A 20,691-nucleotide genomic window follows, 5' to 3' on the forward strand; every position below is an offset into this window, starting at 1 on the left:
TGGCAATTACAGACATACCTGTCAGGGTTGTTTTTATTACGGAAATATATGAAACATTATCTTGTAATAATATTTTTATTAAGTCTCAAAATGCTCTCGGCACAACAAGAGCCGAACCTCATTGATGCAGTTTTTGATAAAGATGAAAAAAAAGTATTTTATCTTCTTAAAGCCGGAAAAAATCCGAATGAATTAACTTCCGAAAATGTAAGTCCGTTAATGTATGCGGCAGACACAGGAAATCTTTACTTATGCAAATTATTAATAGATTACAAAGCCGATGTAAATATTATTCCCGAAAACAAAACAACGGCACTTTTATCTGCAACAAAAAGAAATTATCCGGAAATCGTAGAACTCCTTTTAAAAAATAATGCAAATCCGGATATTTCTGACAATGCAGAAATGACACCTTTGATGTATGCCGCTGCTTTCGGATATCCGCTTGTTGCTTCGTATCTATGTGAATATAATGCAAATACAGAACGCTCAAATTCATTCGGAACAAATGCTGCAATGATTGCTGCATATTACGGTGATGTTGAAATTTTACAAGTTCTGTATGATTTTTATGCAGATTTTAATTTTGCAGACAATAAAGGTTTTACTCCTTTAATGATTTCTGCACAAGAAGGAAAAATAGATGCCGTAAAATTTTTAATTGAGAAAGAATCAGATATTAATGCAATTAATTCCGAAAATCTAACAGCATTAGATTTTGCTGTTTGGAAAGAACACAAAGAAATTGTTGAATATTTAATGCAAAAGGCATTAAATAAAGACCGGCAAATATCAAAAAAAATAACAACATGTGATATAGCGGCTTTTACAGAAAATGATGAAATAATAGATTTATTTTGTGAAGAATATAAACACCCGGTCAAAAAATCAAAAATGTCTGTAGGTTTTTTCAGAGAAAAACTTAATTTCGCCGTAAAAGATATTTCAAAAGAAATTTTCGAAAATAAATAAACCAAAAATTGAATTATTACAATAAAATACCGAAAGAAATATTAAATGAACTTCCTGTAAGAAGTTTTGAAGGAGAAATATACCTTATTGATAACAATAAAAGTATGCATAAAGCAATTATTGATTTAAAAAAGCAAGCAATTCTCGGGTTTGATACCGAAACTCGTCCTGCTTTTAAAAAAGGCGTATTTCATAAAGTTTCATTACTGCAACTTGCAACAAACAACAGAGCATATTTATTTCGCCTGCATGAAACAGGTCTTCCTCCTGAATTATCAGAAATACTGTCAAATACAAATATAATTAAAACAGGTGTTGCAATAAAAGATGATATTAAAGCATTGCAAAAACTTAACAAGTTTTCTCCGGGAGCTTTTATAGAACTTCAAAAATATGTTGACGGATTCGGGATAGAAGATAACGGATTAAAAAAGATTACGGGAAATGTACTGGGTTTCAGAATATCAAAAGGAGCAAGACTTACAAATTGGGACAATAATACCCTGACTGATACGCAGTTAAGATATGCTGCAACAGATGCCTGGGTTTCTTACGAAATTTATAAAAAACTTTCGGGGCTAAACGGAACAGATTTAAATATTCAGTTTAATCTTTAAAAGGTCTTCAGTTTCAAAATTTTTATACGTATGAAAATAGATATTAAAAATACAAATAACTTTATTACTGAATCTGCAATAAACGTATTTCAAACAAATGCAGAAAAAGCAAATATGTTATTGCACAGTAAAACGGGGAAAGGAAATGATTTTCTCGGTTGGGTTAATTTACCCGAAGAAATCTCTCCCGATTTACTTTCTGATATCGAAAATACTGCAAACGAACTGATAAAGAAAATTGATACAATGGTAATAATAGGCATCGGAGGTTCTTATCTCGGAGCAAAAGCTGTTATTGAGGCTTTATCAGATAACTTTTCAATGATGAAAAATGAACTTGGTAAAGCTAAGGTTATTTTTGCCGGTCAAAACCTGAGTGAAGACTATTTATATGAATTAAGAGAACTATTATCCGATAAATCTTATGCTTTAACAATTATTTCTAAATCAGGAACAACAACTGAACCTGCTGTTGCATTCAGGATTTTAAAAAAGGATTTAGACAAAAAATACGGGAAAGAAGAAGCGAAAAACAGAATTATTGCAATAACCGACAAAGAAAAAGGTGCTCTTAAACAGTTAGCAAATAAAGAAAGATATAAAACATATATAATTCCGGATGATGTGGGCGGCAGATTCTCAGTATTTACTCCGGTCGGTTTATTTCCGATTGCAGTTGCAGGCTATGATATTAAAGAACTTATAAAAGGTGCAAAAGCTATGTTCGAAAGAACAAAAACTACGGATAACCCGGCAGTTATATATGCAGTAGTTCGTAACATACTGTATATAAGGAATTATACAAACGAAATATTAGTAAATTATAACCCTAAACTTAACTTTATTGCCGAATGGTGGAAACAACTATACGGTGAAAGCGAAGGAAAAAACGGTAAAGGGATTTTTCCTGCAAGTGTCAGCTTTACAACTGATTTACACTCAATGGGACAGTACATTCAAGACGGGAAACGAAATATCTTTGAAACAGTTATTTCAGTAGAAAAAGCAAAGTATTCAATAATTTTAGAAAAAGATGACTCAAATCTTGATAAGTTAAATTACCTTGCAGGAAAACATATTGAAGAAATAAATAAAAGTGCCGAGCAGGGTACTTTATTAGCACATATTGAAGGCAATGTCCCTAACATTAAAATTACTGTTCCTGAAATAAATGAATTTTATCTCGGAGAATTATTGTATTTCTTTGAAAAAGCTTGCGGAATAAGCGGTTATTTATTAAATGTAAATCCATTTGACCAGCCGGGTGTTGAAGCATATAAAAAAAATATGTTCCGAATTCTCGGAAAACCCGGATACTAAATATGTATATATTTGAAAAACAAATAACTATTTTTTCTGTTTTTAATATTTTTTGTATATTTGAAAAACAAAATAGTCTTAAAAATATAATTTTAAGAAGCCTTATTTTAAAAATATGGTAATTACTAAGAAGTTTATTTTAGCAAAATTCCATTTAACTTTAAAGGAAAAAGACGAAATAAAAATGAATAATTCTGTCAAAGATATTATACAAGATATTATAAATATTATTACAGATTCAACCGGAAATACATCTTCTGTTAACTGGAAAAATTGGTATATTGGTTTAACCGTATATCCTAATCAAGAAAAAAGAGAACACGGAAAACCTGCAAAATGGAAATACTGGAAAGCAAACTCATCGGCAGATGCTCTTAAAATTCAAAATTATTTTTTAGATAAATTCCCTATTAATCTCAGCAGAAAAAACGGTAAATATGATTACTTTGTTTATGTATTTAAAAAATAAAAAATGAAGACAATTATTCTGCTATCATTAGCTTTTTCTTTTCAAATATCATTTTCTCAAAACAACTTCAAAAAAGAAATTAAATATTTCCAAAATACTATAAACAAGCAATATGCCGATACTGCTGAAAGTCCTCTGTTAAAAGAAGATTTAGCAAAATTTAAAAGCTTAGATTTTTATCCTGCAAAAAAGAAATACAAAGTTGAAGCAAAATTTACAAGAACAAAAGATGCAATTCCCTTCAAAATGAAAACAACAACTGACCGAGCACCCGAATATGTAAAATACGGTAATGTTGAATTTGAAATTGACGGAAAGAAGATTAAAGTAGGAATCTATCAAAGTTTGCGTTTGAAAGAGAAAGAAGAATACAAAGATTATTTATTTTTACCGTTCCGTGATTTAACAAGCGGAAAAACCTCATACGGCGGCGGCAGATATGTAGATTTAAAAATTCCTGAGGGTAATACAATTATAATTGACTTCAATAAAGCCTACAATCCGTATTGTGCTTATAATCATAAATATTCATGTGTTGTACCTCCTTTAGGAAATTTCATTGCTGCTGAAATAAAAGCAGGAGTAATGAAATTTGCCGAACATTAAATTATTTCACATGCTTCTCCGCATGATAAGAAGACCTTACGAGCGGAGAACTTTCAATAAATGCAAAACCTTTTTTAAGAGCAATTTCTTCCCATTTTTTAAATATATCAGGATGAACATATTCAATAACTTCGGCATGCTTAGGTGTAGGTTGTAAATATTGACCGATTGTAAAAGCCTTGCAATTAACGGCTCTTAAATCATCCATCAACTCAACTACTTCATCAAAAGTTTCACCCAAACCTACCATTATTCCTGATTTGGAAGTAATTCCCGAATCCGAGATATATTTAATAACTTCCAAACTTCTGTTATACTTTGCTCGGCTTCTTATTTGAGGCGTTAATCGCTTAACAGTTTCAAGATTATGTGAAATTACTTCAGGTTTTGCATCAATTACTTTTTGGATAAGTTCCGAAACAGCATCAAAATCAGGGATTAAAGTCTCAATTGTAGTTTCAGGCATTAATTTTTTAATTTCAAAAATAGTTTCAGCCCAAATTGTTGCTCCTTTATCTGCCAAATCATCACGGTCAACCGAAGTTAAAACAACGTGTTTCAAATTTAAAGCTTTTACGGAACGAGCAACCTTTACGGGTTCATTAAAATCGGGTGGGAGAGGCTTACCTGTTTTAACGGCACAAAACTTACAAGCACGTGTACATATATCGCCCAAAATCATTAAGGTTGCAGTCCCTCTGTCCCAACATTCGCCCAAATTAGGGCATTTACCGCTTGTACAAATCGTATTCAAATTATGCTTGCTGATTGTTTTTTGAACTGCGGCATATTTATTACTTTGCGGTAGTTTTATTTTTAACCAATCGGGCTTTCTTCTGGTGTTTTGTTTTTTATTTGTATTCATTTATTTTTTAGATCATAAAAATCAGAGGTTTAACTCCTGATCATTTCTGTATCAGTTATTTAAATAATTCTAATAAAATTATACTTAAAAAAATTAATACTATACCAATTATAAAAATTCTTGATTCTTTTGTCCATTTCTTAGATTTAATATAAGGTTTTCTTTCACAAGATTTAATTATATAATTTATTATTTCTGATGAATTTAAATATTCCTTATTATATATTTCAATAATTCTTCCATCTTCTAGTTTAAGCAGTATACCTTTTGAAACTGTAACTTTTCCATGAAATTCAAAATCATTGTATTTTACATTAGATAAATCAGCAACTATTTTTTTACCAAATAATGGTTCTTTAATAGTTATTGTTTCGTTGAAAATTTCAATTATTTTAATTGTTTTTGATAAAGCAACCAAAACCCATATTCCTAACCAAATATATGTCATCCCAAAGAGCAATTTCTCAAAATCTAAATTAGCTTTTGTTACCAAAAAAATACCATATACAATCATTATGAAAATAAATGTAAAGTATATAGCTTTCGCCATAATTGATATTTTTTTGAATTCTGTCTTTATCGTTAATGTTTTCAATAAAAAAATGACTAAAATTAAAATCTATTTTACAACAATCTTCTCATTAAACCTTTTCCCCTCTACAACAAAATTACAAATATAAACACCTTTCGATAATTTATTTCCGAATTGATTGCAAGTTTTCAAAGAATATGAATTACTTATTTCTAAAAACATAAAAAGTAAGGGTTTAACCGCCTGACTATATTGTAATTTGTTATAAATCTATCCGTTTTATTTCATCTTGTCTGTTATCCCAAAAAGATAAAATCTCAATCCGATTTTCCTTAATTTCATAAAAAATTAAAAAAACTTTCAATACAATTACTCTTGTCTTTTTATCGGCTGTTAATCTGCCTATAGATTCATTGGTTGAAAGTATATTTAATATGTTTTCAATACGTTTTAATAATTTAAGACTGCATTTAGTATTCCCGTTTCTTTGGATATAAAATTTTAATATCTCTTTTAATTCTGAGTTTGCACGCAAAGACCAAATTATTGATTTTTCAGCCATACTTTTAAATTAGAAATCGATTCTGAATTCTCTGTATATTTTCCTTCTTTTATTTCATCTTTACTATGTTCAATAGATTTGATTTGATCTTCATTCAATTCATACAATGCCTGTTCAGAACTATCAAAGATAGTTTGTAAAGCTTTTAGAAACTTTAAATCATCAGAGTTTTTAATCCTTAATATCAAATTGTTTTTTAATAGTAATATGCTGTCCATTTCTTGATATTTTATTCAAATTTACGAAAATAACTTGTATTATTTTATAAGAATTTTGTTTTAATACTTTCTAATGTCCCTTAACGACCTTTGTTCTGCAACAACCTTCTCTCTATTTTTTACCTTCAATAACAAAATTGCAAATATAAACACCTTTTGATAATTAATTTCCGGATTGCTTACAAGTTTTCCAAGAATATGAATTATTTATTCTACTGTAAAGTAAAATAGTTTATTAGTTGCACAAAAAAACATCTGTCAAACTCAAAAATTCTGATTACTTATTTATCTTTGCAAGTTAAATCAAATAATCAAACTGTTGAAATGAGTTATACAGAATTAAGTGAACAAGAACAAATAAGAAGAGATTCTTTAAATAAAATTATTGAATTAGGAATAAACCCTTATCCGGCCGCAAAATATGAAGTTACTGCATACAGCCAAGATATAAAAGATAGTTTTTCGGAAAAAGAAAATAATTATCAAGACATAAGCATTGCCGGAAGAATAATGACTCGCAGAATTATGGGCAAGGCTTCTTTTGCAGAATTACAAGATGCAAAAGGAAAAATTCAAGTTTATTTTAACCGAGATGTAATATGCCCTGATGAAGATAAAACAATGTATAACACTGTTTTTAAGAAATTATTAGACCTCGGTGATATAATCGGTATAAAAGGTGAAGCATTTAAAACAAATGTCGGAGAAACGTCCGTAAGAGTTAAAGAATTTACAATTTTAAGTAAATCTATTCGACCTTTACCGGTAGTAAAAGAAAAAGACGGTGTAACTTACGATGCATTTTCAGATGCCGAGCAAAGATACCGAATGCGTTACCTTGATTTAATGGTTAATCCGCATGTAAAAGAAGCTTTTATAAAAAGAACAAAGCTTACTAATTCGATGCGTGAATATCTTAACGGAAAAGGGTATCTTGAAGTTGAAACACCGATTTTACAACCTATTTACGGCGGTGCAGCTGCACGTCCGTTTAAAACACATCATAATTCACTTGATCAAACTTTGTACTTGCGTATTGCTAATGAATTGTATCTCAAAAAGTTAATCGTCGGAGGTTTCGATGGTGTTTATGAATTTGCAAAAGATTTCCGTAACGAAGGAATGGACAGATTTCATAATCCGGAATTTACACAAATGGAACTTTATGTTGCATACAAAGATTATTTTTGGATGATGAATACTGTTGAAGAAATGGTTGAAAAAATTGCAATGGATATTCACGGAACAACCAAAGTGAAAGTAGGAGAGAATATTATTGATTTTAAACGACCGTGGAAAAGATACACAATGTTTGAAGCTATTGAACATTTTACCGGTATTGATGTGTCTAAAATGGATGAAGCAGAATTATTAGAAACAGCAAAAAAACTAAATATTCCTACGGATGATTCAATGGGAAAGGGAAAGCTCATTGATGAAATATTCGGAGAAAAATGCGAAGCTCAATTAATTCAACCGACGTTTATTACAGATTACCCGGTTGAAATGTCACCCTTGGCAAAAAAACACAGAAGCGTTGACGGTTTGGTTGAACGTTTTGAAGCCGTTTGTAACGGAAAAGAAATTTGCAATGCCTATTCTGAATTAAATGACCCAATAGACCAAAGAGAACGTTTTGAATCACAATTATTACTAGCAAAAAGAGGTGATGATGAAGCCATGATGTTGGATGAAGACTTCCTAAAAGCTATTGACCACGGAATGCCTCCTACATCAGGTTTGGGCATAGGAATTGACCGTTTAGCAATGATAATGACAAATTCAGACTCAATACAAGATGTCCTTTTCTTTCCGCAAATGCGACCTGAAAAGAAAGCATCTAAAATTGTTGAGTTAAATAATGAAGAAAAATCGATATATGATATTGTACAAAAAGAAAATAAAATAGAATTAGTTAAGTTGAAAGAACAAACAGGTCTCTCAAATAAAAAGTGGGATAAAACAATTAAATCCCTTTCAAAACTTGAACTTGTTGAAGTGTATAAAGATAATGATATATTATTTGTTAAAAATAAAGAATAATTTAAGAAGAAAATTAAGTAGAATTAGTTCAAAAGCAAGTTGTAATTAAGATATGTCAGAAAATGTAAACCATAAAAAATTATTTTTTCATGTCGGACTGGCAAAAACCGGTTCTACTTATTTGCAAAACAAGTTTTTTCATAAGTTAAAGGGCATTAAATATATTCATACCTCTAAGTTTTATAAGTATAAAGATATAATTGCAGAAAGTAAAGAGAACAGATTGCTATTTTCGCGTGAATTTGACAGACAATTTTTTGATGAAACAGCTAAGATTGCTAAACTATATCCTAATGCAAAAATAATCATTGTTTTGCGTTCAAACGAACAATGGATTGCATCGCAATACAGACGTTACGTTAAAAACGGCGGCTCTAAAAATATTGATAAATTTATTGATACGGAGAATAATACAGGAGTTTGGAAAATTGAAGACGTATTGTTTCTTCCGAAGTTAATTTTTTTGAAACAACACTTTAAACAAAAACCTTTAGTTTTATTTTATAATGAATTAAAAGAAAATCCACATAATTTCTTTACAAAAATAGCCGACTATACACAAACTCAATATAAAAAACAATCTGTTTCTTTAAATGCCAAACATAAGTCATATTCAGAGAAACAATTATTATTCGTAAAACGTATTACAAAAAAAAGATACAAAAAAGATCCTGATGAATTCACAAAAGGCGAAGTATCTTGGATTAAATTCCGCAGCAGATGGTTAATTCTTCACGCTGCTTTGTATTTTGCCAAAATTATACCTGTAAAAACTAAAGATAAACTTATTGATGAAAAATATTTAAAAAATTATAAAGAGTTTTTCAAAGAAGATTGGAAGTCTTGTTTGCAGTTTTTCGAAGAATTATATCACTAAGATAAAAGAATGAAAAATATAAATAAAATATGGCAATATGTAAAGCCTTATAAATGGTATGCTTTCGGCAATATTAGTTTTAACATCATTCAAATATTTTTTTCATTATCTGCACTTGCTTTAATAATTCCTTTTTTAGGAATTTTATTTGAACAACAAGAATTAATCAGTAAAGAGCCTGAATTATCATTTAATATGAGCTCTTTATTGAGTTATTTTAATTACTATATCAGCAAAATAATTATTGAATCCGGAAAGTCCTCTGCACTCAAATTTGTCAGTTTTATTGTTATAATTTCAATATTGTTAAAAAATCTTTTTATTTTCTTAGCTAAATTTTTTGAAGCGTATCTTAGAAACGGAATTATTCAAGACATCAGAAATGTATTGTATGTTAAAATTTTAGAATTATCATTATCATTTTATTCAGATGAAAAAAAAGGAGATATTATTTCCAGAATTTCAAATGATGTGAAAGAAGTTGAAAATTCTATAATGAAATCAATTGAAACAATTTCGAGAGAACCGTTTACAATTATCTTTTATCTCGGCATCTTAATTTGGATGAGTTCGCAGTTAACTATATTCCTGTTAGTTCTGTTGCCGGTAAGCGGAATTATTATAGGAATAATCGGAAAATCATTAAGAAAAAAATCAAAAAAAGCACAAACAAAACTCGGAGAATTATTTTCAGGAATTGAAGAAACATTATCAGGTTTAAGAATAATAAAGGCTTTTAATGCAGAAGAAAAAATGAAAACTAATTTTTTTTCTTTAAATAAAGTCTATACAAAACTTATGACAGCATTAACCAGAAGACAATTATCTGCTTCGCCCGTAAGTGAATTTCTCGGTGTTATTGTAATGATAATAATAATGTATTACGGAGGAACCCTTGTTCTTAACAATGAAAGCAACTTATCTCCTAGCGAATTTATAGGTTATATTGTTATTTTTTCGCAAATAATTAATCCTGCAAAGAAGTTCTCAACTGCTTTTTACGATATCAGAAAAGGTTATGCATCAATCGACAGAATTTCTGAAATATTAAAAGCCGATATTGATATTAAAGAAATTGAAAATCCGATTATTAAGGAAAACTTTGAATCTGAAATTGAATTTAAAAATGTTTCATTTAAATATGAAGATGAATATGTTTTAAAAAATATCAATTTAACTATCCCGAAAGGCAAAACAATAGCATTAGTCGGTCAATCAGGTTCCGGAAAATCGACATTAGTTGATCTTATTCCTCGTTTTTACGATATTGAAGAAGGTGAAATCTTAATTGATAAAATAAATGTAAAAAACCTGTCAATTAAGAGCTTAAGAGAATTAATGGGAAATGTAAATCAAGAACCTATTTTATTTAATGATACAATCGGAAACAATATCTCATTCGGCGTTAATAATGCTGATAATGAGCAAATAACAGAAGCCGCAAAAATTGCAAATGCACACTATTTTATTTCGGAAACAGAAAAAAAATATAATACAAATATTGGCGACAGAGGTTCAAAATTATCAGGCGGACAAAGGCAAAGATTAAGCATTGCACGTGCGGTTTTTAAAAACCCTCCTATTATGATTTTAGATGAAGCAACATCTTCATTAGATACAGAATCCGAAAAATTAGTTCAAGATGCATTGTATAAATTAATGAAAAACAGAACATCAATTGTTATTGCACATCGTTTGTCAACAGTTAAAAGTGCCGACTTAATTTGTGTTTTAAACGAAGGAGAGATAATTGAAAAAGGAACTCATAACGAACTCATTAAACTTAACGGCAATTATAAAAAACTTTATGACCTTCAAATGTTCTGATATTTTATCTTGAATATTTATATTTGTAAAAAAATAAGTTGTGCTGAAACAAATATCCATACATAATTATGCTTTAATTGAATCGCTTGAAATTGATTTTGAACCGAGTTATTCTGTAATTACGGGAGAAACAGGAGCCGGAAAATCAATTCTGTTGGGTGCTTTGTCGTTAATTTTGGGAAACAGAGCCGATACCGGAATTTTAAAAGATAAAGAAAAGAAATGTATCGTTGAAGCTGAGTTTGATATTCAAAGATACTCAATGAAAGTATTTTTTGATAAAAATGACATTGATTATGATGAAATTACACATGTAAGAAGAGAAATTTCGCCGACAGGTCGATCCAGAGCATTTATTAATGATACTCCGGTAACTTTAAATATACTTAAAGATTTAAGTGTTCAACTAACCGATATTCATTCTCAACATCAAAATCTGAATTTAAATGATAACAGTTTTCAATTAAATGTTTTGGATGCTTTTGCGAAACTGATCCCGAAAGTTAATTTTTATAAAGAGCATTATCTAAAGTATCAAAAAATAAAAAAAGAGTACCAAAAATTAATTGAACGTGCTCAGCAAGAAAAATCAGAATTAGACTATTTGCAATTTCGATTTGATGAATTAGAAGAAGCAAAATTAACGCTCGGAGAACAGTCTGAAATTGAATCTGAATTAAAACAATTAAACCATGCTGAAGAAATAACACAGAATTTAGCAACCTCTTTTTCTGAATTATCTGATGATGATAACGGTGTGTTAAAAAATCTAAGCGAAAGTATAAGTTCATTAAAACAAATACAGAGTTTTTTTAACAAAGCAGAAGGATTAATAGAACGTTTGGAAAGTACTAAAATTGAACTTGATGATATTTCTAATGAATTGGAAACATTATCCGGAGATATTGAAAATAATCCTGAACGAGTTGAATTTTTGAAAGAGCGTATTGATACAATTTACGCTTTACAAAATATACATAAAGTAAGTTCAATTGAAGAGTTGATTTCAATAAAGGATGATTTGCAAAATAAATTAGATGATATTACGTCTTTTGATGCTCAGATTTCTGAGAAAGAAAAATTACTTAAAGAACAAGAAGCAAAAATAACACGGCTTGCAGATGAATTATCAAAGGGCAGGAGAGAGGCATCCGGAAAATTGGAGACTCATATTATTAATATCCTACAAAAATTGGGTATGCCGTCTGCAAAATTTAAAATTTCTCAAAAAACGGTTCCGGAATTTACGGAAACCGGCAGAGATTATATCAGTTTTTTATTTTCTGCCAATAAACATTCTGAGGTTCAGGAAATTGCAAGTATTGCCTCCGGTGGTGAAATTTCCCGATTAATGTTAAGTATTAAATCTGTTATTTCAGATTCAATGGCTTTACCGGCTATTATTTTTGATGAAATTGATACCGGTGTTTCCGGTGATATTGCTGAAAAAATCGGTAATATCATGAAAGAAATGTCTGAAAACATGCAGGTTATCAGCATAACTCATTTGCCTCAAGTTGCCGCAAGAGCCGATTATCACTACAAAGTCTATAAAATTGAGGATGAATACGATACGCGTACGGATATTAAAAAACTAAATCAAGAAGAACGTATCAAAGAACTTGCAACCATGCTTAGTGGTGAGAATGTGACGGATGCTGCTTTGAAAAATGCTGAGGAACTTTTAAATTCATAATTTTATAAATGTTTCTTATAAATTTGTTTTTTTTACAAACTCCGAATTAATACTTTTACTTTTTAACCAATTTTTTACATTTTAACTTAAAAAAATGAATATACTCAATTCAAAAATCACGAAAGTTACTGTTTTTAATGACAGAGCACAAGTTACAAGAATTGCAGAAACAGATACAACGAAAGGAGAACATATTTTTAGATTTGAAAATTTACCTGAATCAATTGAGGAAAAAAGTATTCAGGTTAACGGTTTGGGTAAAGTTCTTTTAAAAGAGATAAAATACAAAGATGTTTATTACGAAGAAGTACAGGACGAAAAAAAGAAAAAACTTTATAATGATGCTGTTCAAGTTCAATTTGCGATTCAAGAAATTTCAGACCAAATAGCTCATGCTGAAAAAGAGAAACAATTCATGGAAAACATTGTCGTGAAAATTACCGGTGAATCTCAAGAAAGGACAATGGAGTTGAATCCGGAAAATTGGATGAAAATGGTAGAATTTTATCGCACAAAATTAGATTCATCCGACAAAGAAATTCGTGATGCGAATAAGCATTTAACAGAACAAAAAGGCAAGTTAAATAAAATTAACAAAGAAATTTCAAAACTTGGCATAAATGAAGGAAAAACCAAGAAAGTTGTTGATGTATTGATTGTTGCAGAAGAAACTTCAAAAATTGCATTAGCATTAACATATATTGTTTACGGTCCTTCATGGCAACCTGCATATAATTTACGAGTTTCATCTGAAAATAAGAAAATACTGGTTGAATATAATGCTGTAATCACTCAACAAACAGAGGAAGATTGGGAGAATATTGATTTAACAATTTCTACTGCACAAGTACAAATAGGAGGGACGGTTCCGGTTTTATCACCTTGGTATGTAGCAAAATATGTTCCGGCTCCGCCGCCGGCAAAGCATCAAAAGAAAGGAAGAGAGAGAATGCTTTCAAAATCAGCAATGGCTATGAAAGAAGCAATGGCTTTTGATGACTTTGAAGGAGAAGAAGTATTAGCCGGTATGATAGAAAAGCCCAAACCAATGATAAAACCGAATATTCATATCGAAGAAAAAGCAACTTCCACTACATATTCAATAGCAGGCAAATCTACTGTTTTAAGCAATGGAGATAATCATAAAACAGCAATAGGAGTAATGGAATTTGATGCTGATTTTGAATATACAATAGTACCGAAATTATCAACTTTTGCCTATCTTGAAGCAGAAATTACAAACAAATCCGATTATGTGTTTCTGCCCGGAGATGCTAATATATTTTTCGATAACAGTTTTGTTACCGAAACAAATTTAAAAAGTGTTCAGCCCGAAGAAAAATTTCATGTTTCACTTGGTATTGATGAAGGAATTAAAACGGAACATAAAATTATACCTGCATTTAACAAAGATGAAGGTATATTCAATAAAAAACAAAAGAAAACTTTTGATTTTGAAACAATTATTAAAAATGCTAAAAAAACAGATGAAAAAATCAAGTTATTACAGCATATTCCTGTTTCAAATGATGATAATATTGAAGTAAAATTAATAAGTCCGAAATATAAAGAAGAAACCGACAGTCTGAAAATAAGCAAACAAGGAATTGTAGAGAGAAATATGACTATAAAATCAAATGAAGAAACTGTAAATAAATTAAAATTTACGGTTGAATATCCGAGGAATATGAATGTTACGGGGCTTTAAAGCTTATTGTTTTATAGTTAAAATGATTATTAATAAACCTGACAACTTCCAAAATATCAATCTCTTTTACAGCATCTAAGAACAAAGTATTTGTTTTCGGTAAATTAATTTGCCCGTATCGTAAATAACTTTGCCAAATATGTTCAATATACCAACCCGGTTCTTTTCCCCAACGTATATCGATTTTTTTGCGTTGAAAGAAAGTAGCTTTATCAATTTCTAAAAAGATATGTTTGTTATACAAAGCATTCAATTCATCAAACCAAAAAGCAAATAAACCTTCACAAATCACTAAATCATTTTGTGTATCAGCTTCTTTAACGGCTGCAATAAATTCATTAATTCTGATTGTTGAAGGAATTTCCCAGTTAACATGCTCATTAATAGTGGTTAAATAATCACGACGATATACAAAATCATCTTGACATAACACTTTAACTTTAAGGTCTGTGTAATGTTTTCTCAGTTTTTCTGCCAATGCAGACTTTCCGGAATTACTGCAGCTGCCGATACCGATTATCATACTATTGAATTTGCTGTATCAATTTAATAAGTAGAATGTATTTCTTTATTGAAATTATAGGTACATAAAATGTATAAATGCTGCAATGAATTAAATGCTTTAATAAATAAGTGCGTTCTAATTTAAGCATTATAGCATTCAATCATTGCAGAATTATTTTTACTAAGCTCCTAATGTTGCAACCATTACAGCTTTTATAGTATGTAAGCGATTTTCAGCTTCATCGAATACTATTGATGCCTCAGATTCAAACACTTCTTCTGTCACTTCCATTCCGGTTAATCCGTATTTTTGATAAATCTCTTCACCCACAGTAGTTTCCCTGTTATGAAATGCAGGTAAACAATGCATAAATTTGGTATTTTTATTACCGGTCATTTCCATTACTTCGGTATTAACTTGGTAAGGTTTTAAAAGTTCAATTCTTTCTTTCCAAACTTCTTCCGGTTCTCCCATCGATACCCATACATCGGTATAAATAAAATCAACATCCTTCACACCTTTTTCAACATTATCTGTCACCATAATTTTCGCACCGGTTTCTTTTGCAATTTCATTACATTGTGCAACTAACTTATCCTCAGGCTGAACAGATTTCGGTGCAACCATACGAACATCCATTCCCATTTTAGCGGCACCCACCATTAAGGAGTTGCCCATATTGTTTCGAGCATCGCCCATATAAGCAAATTTAACTTTATTTAAAGGCTTATCACTATGTTCAATCATAGTCATAAAATCTGCAAGAATTTGTGTCGGATGAAATTCATTGGTTAAACCGTTCCAAACCGGAACTCCTGCATAATCGCCTAAATCTTGAACAGTTGTTTGAGCAAAACCTCTGTACTCAATTCCGTCATACATTCTTCCGAGAACACGTGCTGTATCTTTCATACTTTCTTTTTTGCCTATTTGCGAACCCGAAGGACCCAAGTAAGTAACATTTGCACCTTGGTCGTATGCAGCAACCTCAAAAGCACATCTTGTTCTGGTTGATGCTTTTTCAAAAATTAAAGCAATATTTTTCCCTTTTAATGTTTGTTGCTCTGTACCTGCATATTTTGCAGCTTTCAAGTCTAATGAAAGTTTTAATAAAAAATTAATCTCCTTCGGACTGAAATCTAAAAGTTTAAGGAAGTTCCTGTTTCTTAAATTGTATGCCATTTTATAAATTTTTTAGTTAATTTTCTTTGTTGCAAATGTAGAATTTTATCTTTACATTCAAATATCACTTTATACATTTTTATTTTATGTTAAAAAAAATAAATAGTAATGATTTTTATCACACAGAAGAACATAGATATTTTAAAATTTTGCACAATTATAATTAAATAATAATTATGAACTTAACACACATTGAACACATCGGAATTGCCGTAAACAATATTGAAGAAGCAAAAAAATATTATGAAGATGTTCTGGGATTGAAATGCTATGCAATAGAAGAAATTAAAGACCAAAAAGTAAAAACAGCTTTTTTTATGATAGGTCAAACAAAAATTGAACTCCTTGAACCTACTTCCGATGAAAGCCCCGTTGCAAAATTCATAGCAAAAAAAGGGCAGGGAATACACCATATTGCATTCGCAACAAACGATGTTAATAAATCATTACAAGAGGCTCAAAATAAGGGCATTAAACTTATTGATAAAGAAAAAAGAAAAGGAGCCGAAGGTTTAAATATCGGGTTTTTACATCCTAAATTCACAATGGGAGTTTTAACCGAATTTTGCGAAAAAGGAGAAAAATAAAAATAGTCAATTTAAATTAATCAATTAATAAATATAAAAGATGTCTCGTCAAGAAGAAATACAGAAATTAATAAACATGCGTGAAGAAGCACGTCTCGGCGGCGGTGTAAAGCGTATTGAGAAACAACACAATCAAGGGAAATATACTGCAAGGGAACGTATTGATATGATATTAGATGAAGACAGTTTTGAAGAATTCGATATGTTCGTAAAACACAGATGCAAAGACTTCGGTTTAGAAAAAGAACAGTATCTCGGAGACGGTGTTGTAACCGGTCACGGAACAATTGACGGCAGAATCGTTTATATTTTTGCACAAGATTTTACTGTTTTCGGAGGCTCATTATCTGAAACATATGCTCAAAAAATATGTAAACTAATGGATCAGGCAATGAAAGTAGGTGCCCCTGTTATCGGTGTAAACGATAGCGGCGGTGCTCGTATTCAAGAAGGTGTAATGAGCCTTGCCGGTTATGCCGAAATTTTTCAAAGAAATATAATGGCTTCAGGCGTAATTCCTCAAATATCTGCCATTTTCGGACCTTGTGCAGGAGGAGCTGTTTATTCTCCTGCATTAACTGATGTTGTAATTATGAGTAATAAAACAAGCTATATGTTTGTTACCGGACCCAAAGTAGCAAAAACCGTAACCGGTGAAGATATTTCTACCGAAGACCTCGGAGGAGCAACGGTTCACGCTACAAAATCAGGAGTTGCTCATTTCAGAGCAGATGATGAAGACGAAGGCATAATGCTGATTAGAAAAATATTAGAATATTTACCTCAAAATAATCTTGAAGATCCTGTTCAAACAGAATGTAAAGATCCTATTGACAGAAAAGATGACATCTTAAATGAAATAATTCCAGAAAACCCTAACCAACCTTATAATGTAAAAGATATTATTTATACAATTGCAGATTCTGCCGAATTTTTAGAATTTCACCGACATTATGCAAAAAATATTGTAGTAGGTTTCATTAAATTAGACGGTCGTCCTGTCGGTGTTGTTGCTAATCAACCTAACTTCCTTGCCGGTGTTCTCGATATTGAAGCATCTAAAAAAGCAGCTCGCTTCGTTAGATTTTGCGACAGTTTCAATGTTCCGCTTCTTACTCTTGTTGATGTTCCCGGTTTCCTTCCCGGAAGTGCTCAGGAATACGGCGGAATTATTATTCACGGTGCAAAACTTTTATTTGCATACGGTGAAGCAACAGTTCCTAAAGTTACGATTACTTTAAGAAAATCATACGGCGGAGCACATGACGTTATGAGCAGCAAACAATTAAGAGGAGATATTAATTACGCTTGGCCCTCCGCAGAAATCGCAGTTATGGGTGCTTCGGGAGCAGTTGAAATTCTCGAAGGAAAAAAAATCAGAAGTATGGAAAACGAAGAAGAAAAAGAAAAATATATTCTGGAAAAAGAAAATGAATATAAAGAAAAATTTGCAAATCCCTATGTTGCCGCACAATACGGTTTTATTGATGATGTTATTGAACCGAGAAATACACGTTTCAGAATTATCCGAGCATTTAAAACATTAGAAAATAAGAGGTTAACTAATCCTCCGAAAAAACATTCAAATATTCCGTTGTAGTAATATTTAATTATTATTTCATTAAAGCATTAAAATAAAAAAATGGACACATCAAATTTTACAATTGCAATAGTCGGTTATGTCATTGTTTTTACTACACTCGTTGTATTATATTTTGTATTTGCAAATATTCCGAAATTATTAAAGTTACACATCAGAATAAAACTGAAAAAAAAAGATTGCGAAGATTGTTTTGACGAATATCCCGAATTCATTACAGGACAAGAAAACGCTGTGATAGCAACGGCTATTTATTTGTATCTCAACCAATTGCATGACGAGGAAAGTGCAAAAATGACAATAAAGAAAGTAAAAAAAGACTATTCCCCTTGGAGCTCAAGAGTTCATTCAATACACACTTTTCAAAGATAAAAAATACGAAAATGAAAAAATTCAAATTTAAAATAAGAGGAAATAAATACGAAGCAACAATTAACAATTTCGAAAATAACATTGTTGATATTGAAGTTAACGGAACAATTTATAAAGTGGAAATTGAAAAAGAAATTGCTGCAACAAAAACACCTAAATTAGTACGTGCAAAAGTCCATACTAAAAAAGAAGATGCAAATATTAAAAGTAAAGCTGGAAAGTTAGTAAAAGCACCCTTGCCGGGGACAATATTTAAAATGAAAGTGAAAGTCGGAGATGAAGTTAATGCCGGAGATATTTTATTAATAATGGAAGCAATGAAAATGGAAAACAATATTCAAGCAGAAACCGGCGGAAAAATAAAATCAATAATGGTTGTCGAAGGTGATGCTGTTTTGCAAAATGATATTTTGATGGAAATTGAATAAATAATAATTTATTATAATTAAAGAAAAAATGAAAAAAGCTTTAACATTAATAGCCGTTTTTGTACTGTTATTCGGCATTTCAAAATTATTTATTCAAGGTAAAACGCCCGACAAAATTAAACAAAAAAAATTGCCTGAAATTGAAAATATTTTAGTCAGCGGAAAATGGATTAACAAATCAGGCGGTTACAAGGTTTCTAACGAAAGTGATTTTGAAGTTGAGCGGTATAAAACATTCAGCTTTGACAAAGACGGAACTTTTACCTTAGATTCTGCAAAACAAAAATACTCAGGAAAATGGCAAATATCGGATGAAAAACTGTTTTTGTCTTTTAATCCGAAAGATTTAGTACATCTGTACAAAAATACAGATCCGAACAGTAATTCAAATTCATATATAAGTGAATACGAAACAATTACACTAAACAAAAGAGCAGGAATAATAAAAAACGGTATTTTAATAATGTCCGACGGTTTTAAATATCAAAACTATCCCGAAAGCATTGCCGGTATTTTTAACTTTATAGAATTTTCGGGGTTTGCAAATGTTCAATGGGGACATTTGTTAATGATTTTAGCAGGTTTACTGTTTATATTTCTTGCAATAAAATATGAATACGAACCTTTATTGTTAATTCCGATAGGTGTCGGCATTCTTATAGGAAATATCCCGATGTTTCAAGTTGCAGATTTTAATTTAAAACTCGGAATATACGAGCCGGGAAGTGTTCTTAACATCTTGTATTCCGGAGTAACACAGGGTTGGTATCCTCCTCTTATTTTTCTCGGAATAGGTGCAATGACAGATTTTTCTTCGTTAATTTCAAGTCCCAGATTAATGTTATTGGGAGCTGCTGCACAAATCGGTATTTTTGTAACATTCCTCGGTGCTTTATATCTTGGCTTTGCTCCTCCCGAAGCTGGTGCAATAGGCATAATCGGCGGTGCCGACGGACCTACTGCAATTTTTATTTCATCGAAGCTTGCTAACGGAATGAACTTATTGCCAGACGGAACAACAGTTAAAAACTTAATCGGTCCTATTGCAATTGCGGCATATTCATATATGGCATTAGTTCCTGTTATTCAACCGCCTATAATTAAACTTCTTACAACAAAAAAAGAACGAAAAATTAAAATGAAACCGCCGAGAGCTGTTACAAAAACAGAAAAAATATTTTTTCCGATTGTCGGTTTGCTTTTAACAGCATTTTTATCTCCTACATCATTGCCTTTGTTAGGAATGTTATTTTTCGGAAACTTATTAAAAGAAAGCGGAGTTACAAAACGTTTGGCTGATACGGCAAGAACTTCATTAATTGATATTATTACGATTTTACTCGGAGTTACCGTAGGAGCATCAACACAAGCGGATGTTTTTTTAACCAAAAGTTCAATGTTAATTTTTGTGCTGGGTGCTGCTTCTTTTATGGTAGCAACGGCCGGTGGTGTAATTTTTGCAAAAATAATGAATTGGCTGTCACCGAAAGATAATCCGATAAACCCGATGATTGGTGCAGCAGGAGTTTCGGCAGTTCCCGACAGTGCAAGAGTCGTACAATTAGAAGGTTTAAAAGAAGACCCTAATAATCATTTACTTATGCATGCGATGGCACCGAATGTTTCCGGTGTTATCGGTTCTGCAATTGCTGCAGGTATCTTACTAAGTTTCTTGATGTAAAAAATCTAAATTTTGCCGAAGTGA

General features: G+C 30.9%; 21 protein-coding genes. 15 read left to right on the plus strand and 6 right to left on the minus strand.

Features of this window, described 5'->3' with window-relative positions:
- Positions 1 to 48: 48 nt before the first annotated feature.
- The 5 genes from L3J35_03420 (at position 49) to L3J35_03440 (ending at position 3,984) form a co-directional block, all read left to right on the plus strand.
- On the plus strand, positions 49 to 972 hold the full coding sequence (locus L3J35_03420) for an ankyrin repeat domain-containing protein (GenBank protein ID MCF6365231.1): 924 nt from the start codon (positions 49 to 51) through the stop codon (positions 970 to 972).
- An 8-nt stretch (positions 973 to 980) separates the two neighbouring features.
- Positions 981 to 1,589, plus strand: a complete 609-nt coding sequence (locus tag L3J35_03425; protein MCF6365232.1) for a 3'-5' exonuclease domain-containing protein 2 — start codon at positions 981 to 983, stop codon at positions 1,587 to 1,589.
- Between the two features lie 30 nt (positions 1,590 to 1,619).
- Entirely contained in the window at positions 1,620 to 2,909 is a 1,290-nt protein-coding gene (locus tag L3J35_03430; protein ID MCF6365233.1) for a glucose-6-phosphate isomerase, read from the plus strand.
- A gap of 115 nt (positions 2,910 to 3,024) precedes the next feature.
- The gene (locus L3J35_03435; GenBank protein ID MCF6365234.1) at positions 3,025 to 3,378 is read left to right on the plus strand and encodes a hypothetical protein; all 354 of its coding nucleotides are present in this window, start codon (positions 3,025 to 3,027) and stop codon (positions 3,376 to 3,378) included.
- A 3-nt stretch (positions 3,379 to 3,381) separates the two neighbouring features.
- On the plus strand, positions 3,382 to 3,984 hold the full coding sequence (locus L3J35_03440) for a DUF1684 domain-containing protein (GenBank protein MCF6365235.1): 603 nt from the start codon (positions 3,382 to 3,384) through the stop codon (positions 3,982 to 3,984).
- A gap of 1 nt (position 3,985) precedes the next feature.
- On the opposite strand, the gene lipA is transcribed toward L3J35_03440, so the two are convergent.
- From lipA to L3J35_03460, 4 genes are all read right to left on the minus strand, one after another.
- The gene (gene lipA, locus L3J35_03445) at positions 3,986 to 4,849 is read right to left on the minus strand and encodes a lipoyl synthase (GenBank protein ID MCF6365236.1); all 864 of its coding nucleotides are present in this window, start codon (positions 4,847 to 4,849) and stop codon (positions 3,986 to 3,988) included.
- 55 nt (positions 4,850 to 4,904) lie between these two features.
- Positions 4,905 to 5,399, minus strand: a complete 495-nt coding sequence (locus tag L3J35_03450; GenBank protein ID MCF6365237.1) for a hypothetical protein — start codon at positions 5,397 to 5,399, stop codon at positions 4,905 to 4,907.
- Between the two features lie 244 nt (positions 5,400 to 5,643).
- Positions 5,644 to 5,943, minus strand: coding sequence for a type II toxin-antitoxin system RelE/ParE family toxin (locus L3J35_03455; protein ID MCF6365238.1), 300 nt, complete (start codon positions 5,941 to 5,943; stop codon positions 5,644 to 5,646).
- Positions 5,925 to 6,161: a hypothetical protein gene (locus tag L3J35_03460; GenBank protein ID MCF6365239.1), complete on the minus strand. Its 237-nt coding sequence runs from the start codon at positions 6,159 to 6,161 to the stop codon at positions 5,925 to 5,927. The genes L3J35_03455 and L3J35_03460 overlap by 19 nt, the downstream gene beginning before the upstream one ends.
- 324 nt (positions 6,162 to 6,485) lie before the next feature.
- Here L3J35_03460 and lysS point away from each other — a divergent pair, with 324 nt between their 5' ends.
- The 5 genes from lysS to L3J35_03485 all read left to right on the plus strand — a co-directional run bounded on the left by lysS (position 6,486) and on the right by L3J35_03485 (position 14,312).
- Positions 6,486 to 8,204, plus strand: a complete 1,719-nt coding sequence (lysS, locus tag L3J35_03465) for a lysine--tRNA ligase (GenBank protein MCF6365240.1) — start codon at positions 6,486 to 6,488, stop codon at positions 8,202 to 8,204.
- Between the two features lie 52 nt (positions 8,205 to 8,256).
- Positions 8,257 to 9,081 (plus strand): hypothetical protein, encoded by an 825-nt coding sequence (locus tag L3J35_03470; protein MCF6365241.1) that lies wholly within the window; start codon positions 8,257 to 8,259, stop codon positions 9,079 to 9,081.
- A 9-nt stretch (positions 9,082 to 9,090) separates the two neighbouring features.
- Complete coding sequence (locus L3J35_03475; protein ID MCF6365242.1) at positions 9,091 to 10,908, plus strand: ABC transporter ATP-binding protein/permease; 1,818 nt, start codon at positions 9,091 to 9,093, stop codon at positions 10,906 to 10,908.
- Positions 10,909 to 10,948: 40 nt separating this feature from the next.
- Positions 10,949 to 12,604, plus strand: coding sequence for a DNA repair protein RecN (gene recN, locus L3J35_03480; GenBank protein MCF6365243.1), 1,656 nt, complete (start codon positions 10,949 to 10,951; stop codon positions 12,602 to 12,604).
- Positions 12,605 to 12,698: 94 nt separating this feature from the next.
- On the plus strand, positions 12,699 to 14,312 hold the full coding sequence (locus tag L3J35_03485; protein ID MCF6365244.1) for a mucoidy inhibitor MuiA family protein: 1,614 nt from the start codon (positions 12,699 to 12,701) through the stop codon (positions 14,310 to 14,312).
- Here the strand turns inward: L3J35_03485 and L3J35_03490 are convergent.
- Together L3J35_03490 and L3J35_03495 are read right to left on the minus strand one after the other, a co-directional pair.
- Positions 14,299 to 14,835 (minus strand): hypothetical protein, encoded by a 537-nt coding sequence (locus L3J35_03490; GenBank protein MCF6365245.1) that lies wholly within the window; start codon positions 14,833 to 14,835, stop codon positions 14,299 to 14,301. The two genes, L3J35_03485 and L3J35_03490, sit on opposite strands and share 14 nt — an antisense overlap.
- 162 nt (positions 14,836 to 14,997) lie before the next feature.
- Entirely contained in the window at positions 14,998 to 15,999 is a 1,002-nt protein-coding gene (locus tag L3J35_03495; protein MCF6365246.1) for an ornithine carbamoyltransferase, read from the minus strand.
- A gap of 176 nt (positions 16,000 to 16,175) precedes the next feature.
- Here L3J35_03495 and mce point away from each other — a divergent pair, with 176 nt between their 5' ends.
- The 5 genes from mce (at position 16,176) to L3J35_03520 (ending at position 20,667) form a co-directional block, all read left to right on the plus strand.
- Positions 16,176 to 16,586, plus strand: a complete 411-nt coding sequence (mce, locus tag L3J35_03500) for a methylmalonyl-CoA epimerase (protein MCF6365247.1) — start codon at positions 16,176 to 16,178, stop codon at positions 16,584 to 16,586.
- A 40-nt stretch (positions 16,587 to 16,626) separates the two neighbouring features.
- Positions 16,627 to 18,186, plus strand: coding sequence for an acyl-CoA carboxylase subunit beta (locus L3J35_03505; protein ID MCF6365248.1), 1,560 nt, complete (start codon positions 16,627 to 16,629; stop codon positions 18,184 to 18,186).
- Between the two features lie 42 nt (positions 18,187 to 18,228).
- Entirely contained in the window at positions 18,229 to 18,558 is a 330-nt protein-coding gene (locus L3J35_03510; protein MCF6365249.1) for an OadG family protein, read from the plus strand.
- Between the two features lie 11 nt (positions 18,559 to 18,569).
- Entirely contained in the window at positions 18,570 to 18,986 is a 417-nt protein-coding gene (locus L3J35_03515; protein MCF6365250.1) for a biotin/lipoyl-binding protein, read from the plus strand.
- Positions 18,987 to 19,449: 463 nt separating this feature from the next.
- Positions 19,450 to 20,667, plus strand: a complete 1,218-nt coding sequence (locus L3J35_03520) for a sodium ion-translocating decarboxylase subunit beta (protein ID MCF6365251.1) — start codon at positions 19,450 to 19,452, stop codon at positions 20,665 to 20,667.
- Positions 20,668 to 20,691: the final 24 nt, after the last annotated feature.

The organism is Bacteroidales bacterium, from assembly GCA_021648725.1.
In the GTDB taxonomy this organism is placed as follows: domain Bacteria; phylum Bacteroidota; class Bacteroidia; order Bacteroidales; family JAADGE01; genus JAADGE01.

Bases quoted from the DNA above. Each gene is read 5' to 3' on its own strand.
- L3J35_03460 (MCF6365239.1), bottom strand. From the start codon at position 6,161: ATGGACAGCATATTACTATTAAAAAACAATTTGATATTAAGGATTAAA.
- lysS (MCF6365240.1), top strand. From the start codon at position 6,486: ATGAGTTATACAGAATTAAGTGAACAAGAACAAATAAGAAGAGATTCT.
- L3J35_03515 (MCF6365250.1), top strand. From the start codon at position 18,570: ATGAAAAAATTCAAATTTAAAATAAGAGGAAATAAATACGAAGCAACA.
- L3J35_03505 (MCF6365248.1), top strand. From the start codon at position 16,627: ATGTCTCGTCAAGAAGAAATACAGAAATTAATAAACATGCGTGAAGAA.
- L3J35_03450 (MCF6365237.1), bottom strand. From the start codon at position 5,399: ATGGCGAAAGCTATATACTTTACATTTATTTTCATAATGATTGTATAT.
- L3J35_03520 (MCF6365251.1), top strand. From the start codon at position 19,450: ATGTCCGACGGTTTTAAATATCAAAACTATCCCGAAAGCATTGCCGGT.
- L3J35_03430 (MCF6365233.1), top strand. From the start codon at position 1,620: ATGAAAATAGATATTAAAAATACAAATAACTTTATTACTGAATCTGCA.
- L3J35_03490 (MCF6365245.1), bottom strand. From the start codon at position 14,835: ATGATAATCGGTATCGGCAGCTGCAGTAATTCCGGAAAGTCTGCATTG.
- L3J35_03420 (MCF6365231.1), top strand. From the start codon at position 49: ATGAAACATTATCTTGTAATAATATTTTTATTAAGTCTCAAAATGCTC.
- L3J35_03475 (MCF6365242.1), top strand. From the start codon at position 9,091: ATGAAAAATATAAATAAAATATGGCAATATGTAAAGCCTTATAAATGG.
- L3J35_03485 (MCF6365244.1), top strand. From the start codon at position 12,699: ATGAATATACTCAATTCAAAAATCACGAAAGTTACTGTTTTTAATGAC.
- L3J35_03510 (MCF6365249.1), top strand. From the start codon at position 18,229: ATGGACACATCAAATTTTACAATTGCAATAGTCGGTTATGTCATTGTT.
- L3J35_03440 (MCF6365235.1), top strand. From the start codon at position 3,382: ATGAAGACAATTATTCTGCTATCATTAGCTTTTTCTTTTCAAATATCA.
- L3J35_03435 (MCF6365234.1), top strand. From the start codon at position 3,025: ATGGTAATTACTAAGAAGTTTATTTTAGCAAAATTCCATTTAACTTTA.
- L3J35_03470 (MCF6365241.1), top strand. From the start codon at position 8,257: ATGTCAGAAAATGTAAACCATAAAAAATTATTTTTTCATGTCGGACTG.
- L3J35_03495 (MCF6365246.1), bottom strand. From the start codon at position 15,999: ATGGCATACAATTTAAGAAACAGGAACTTCCTTAAACTTTTAGATTTC.
- lipA (MCF6365236.1), bottom strand. From the start codon at position 4,849: ATGAATACAAATAAAAAACAAAACACCAGAAGAAAGCCCGATTGGTTA.
- L3J35_03455 (MCF6365238.1), bottom strand. From the start codon at position 5,943: ATGGCTGAAAAATCAATAATTTGGTCTTTGCGTGCAAACTCAGAATTA.
- mce (MCF6365247.1), top strand. From the start codon at position 16,176: ATGAACTTAACACACATTGAACACATCGGAATTGCCGTAAACAATATT.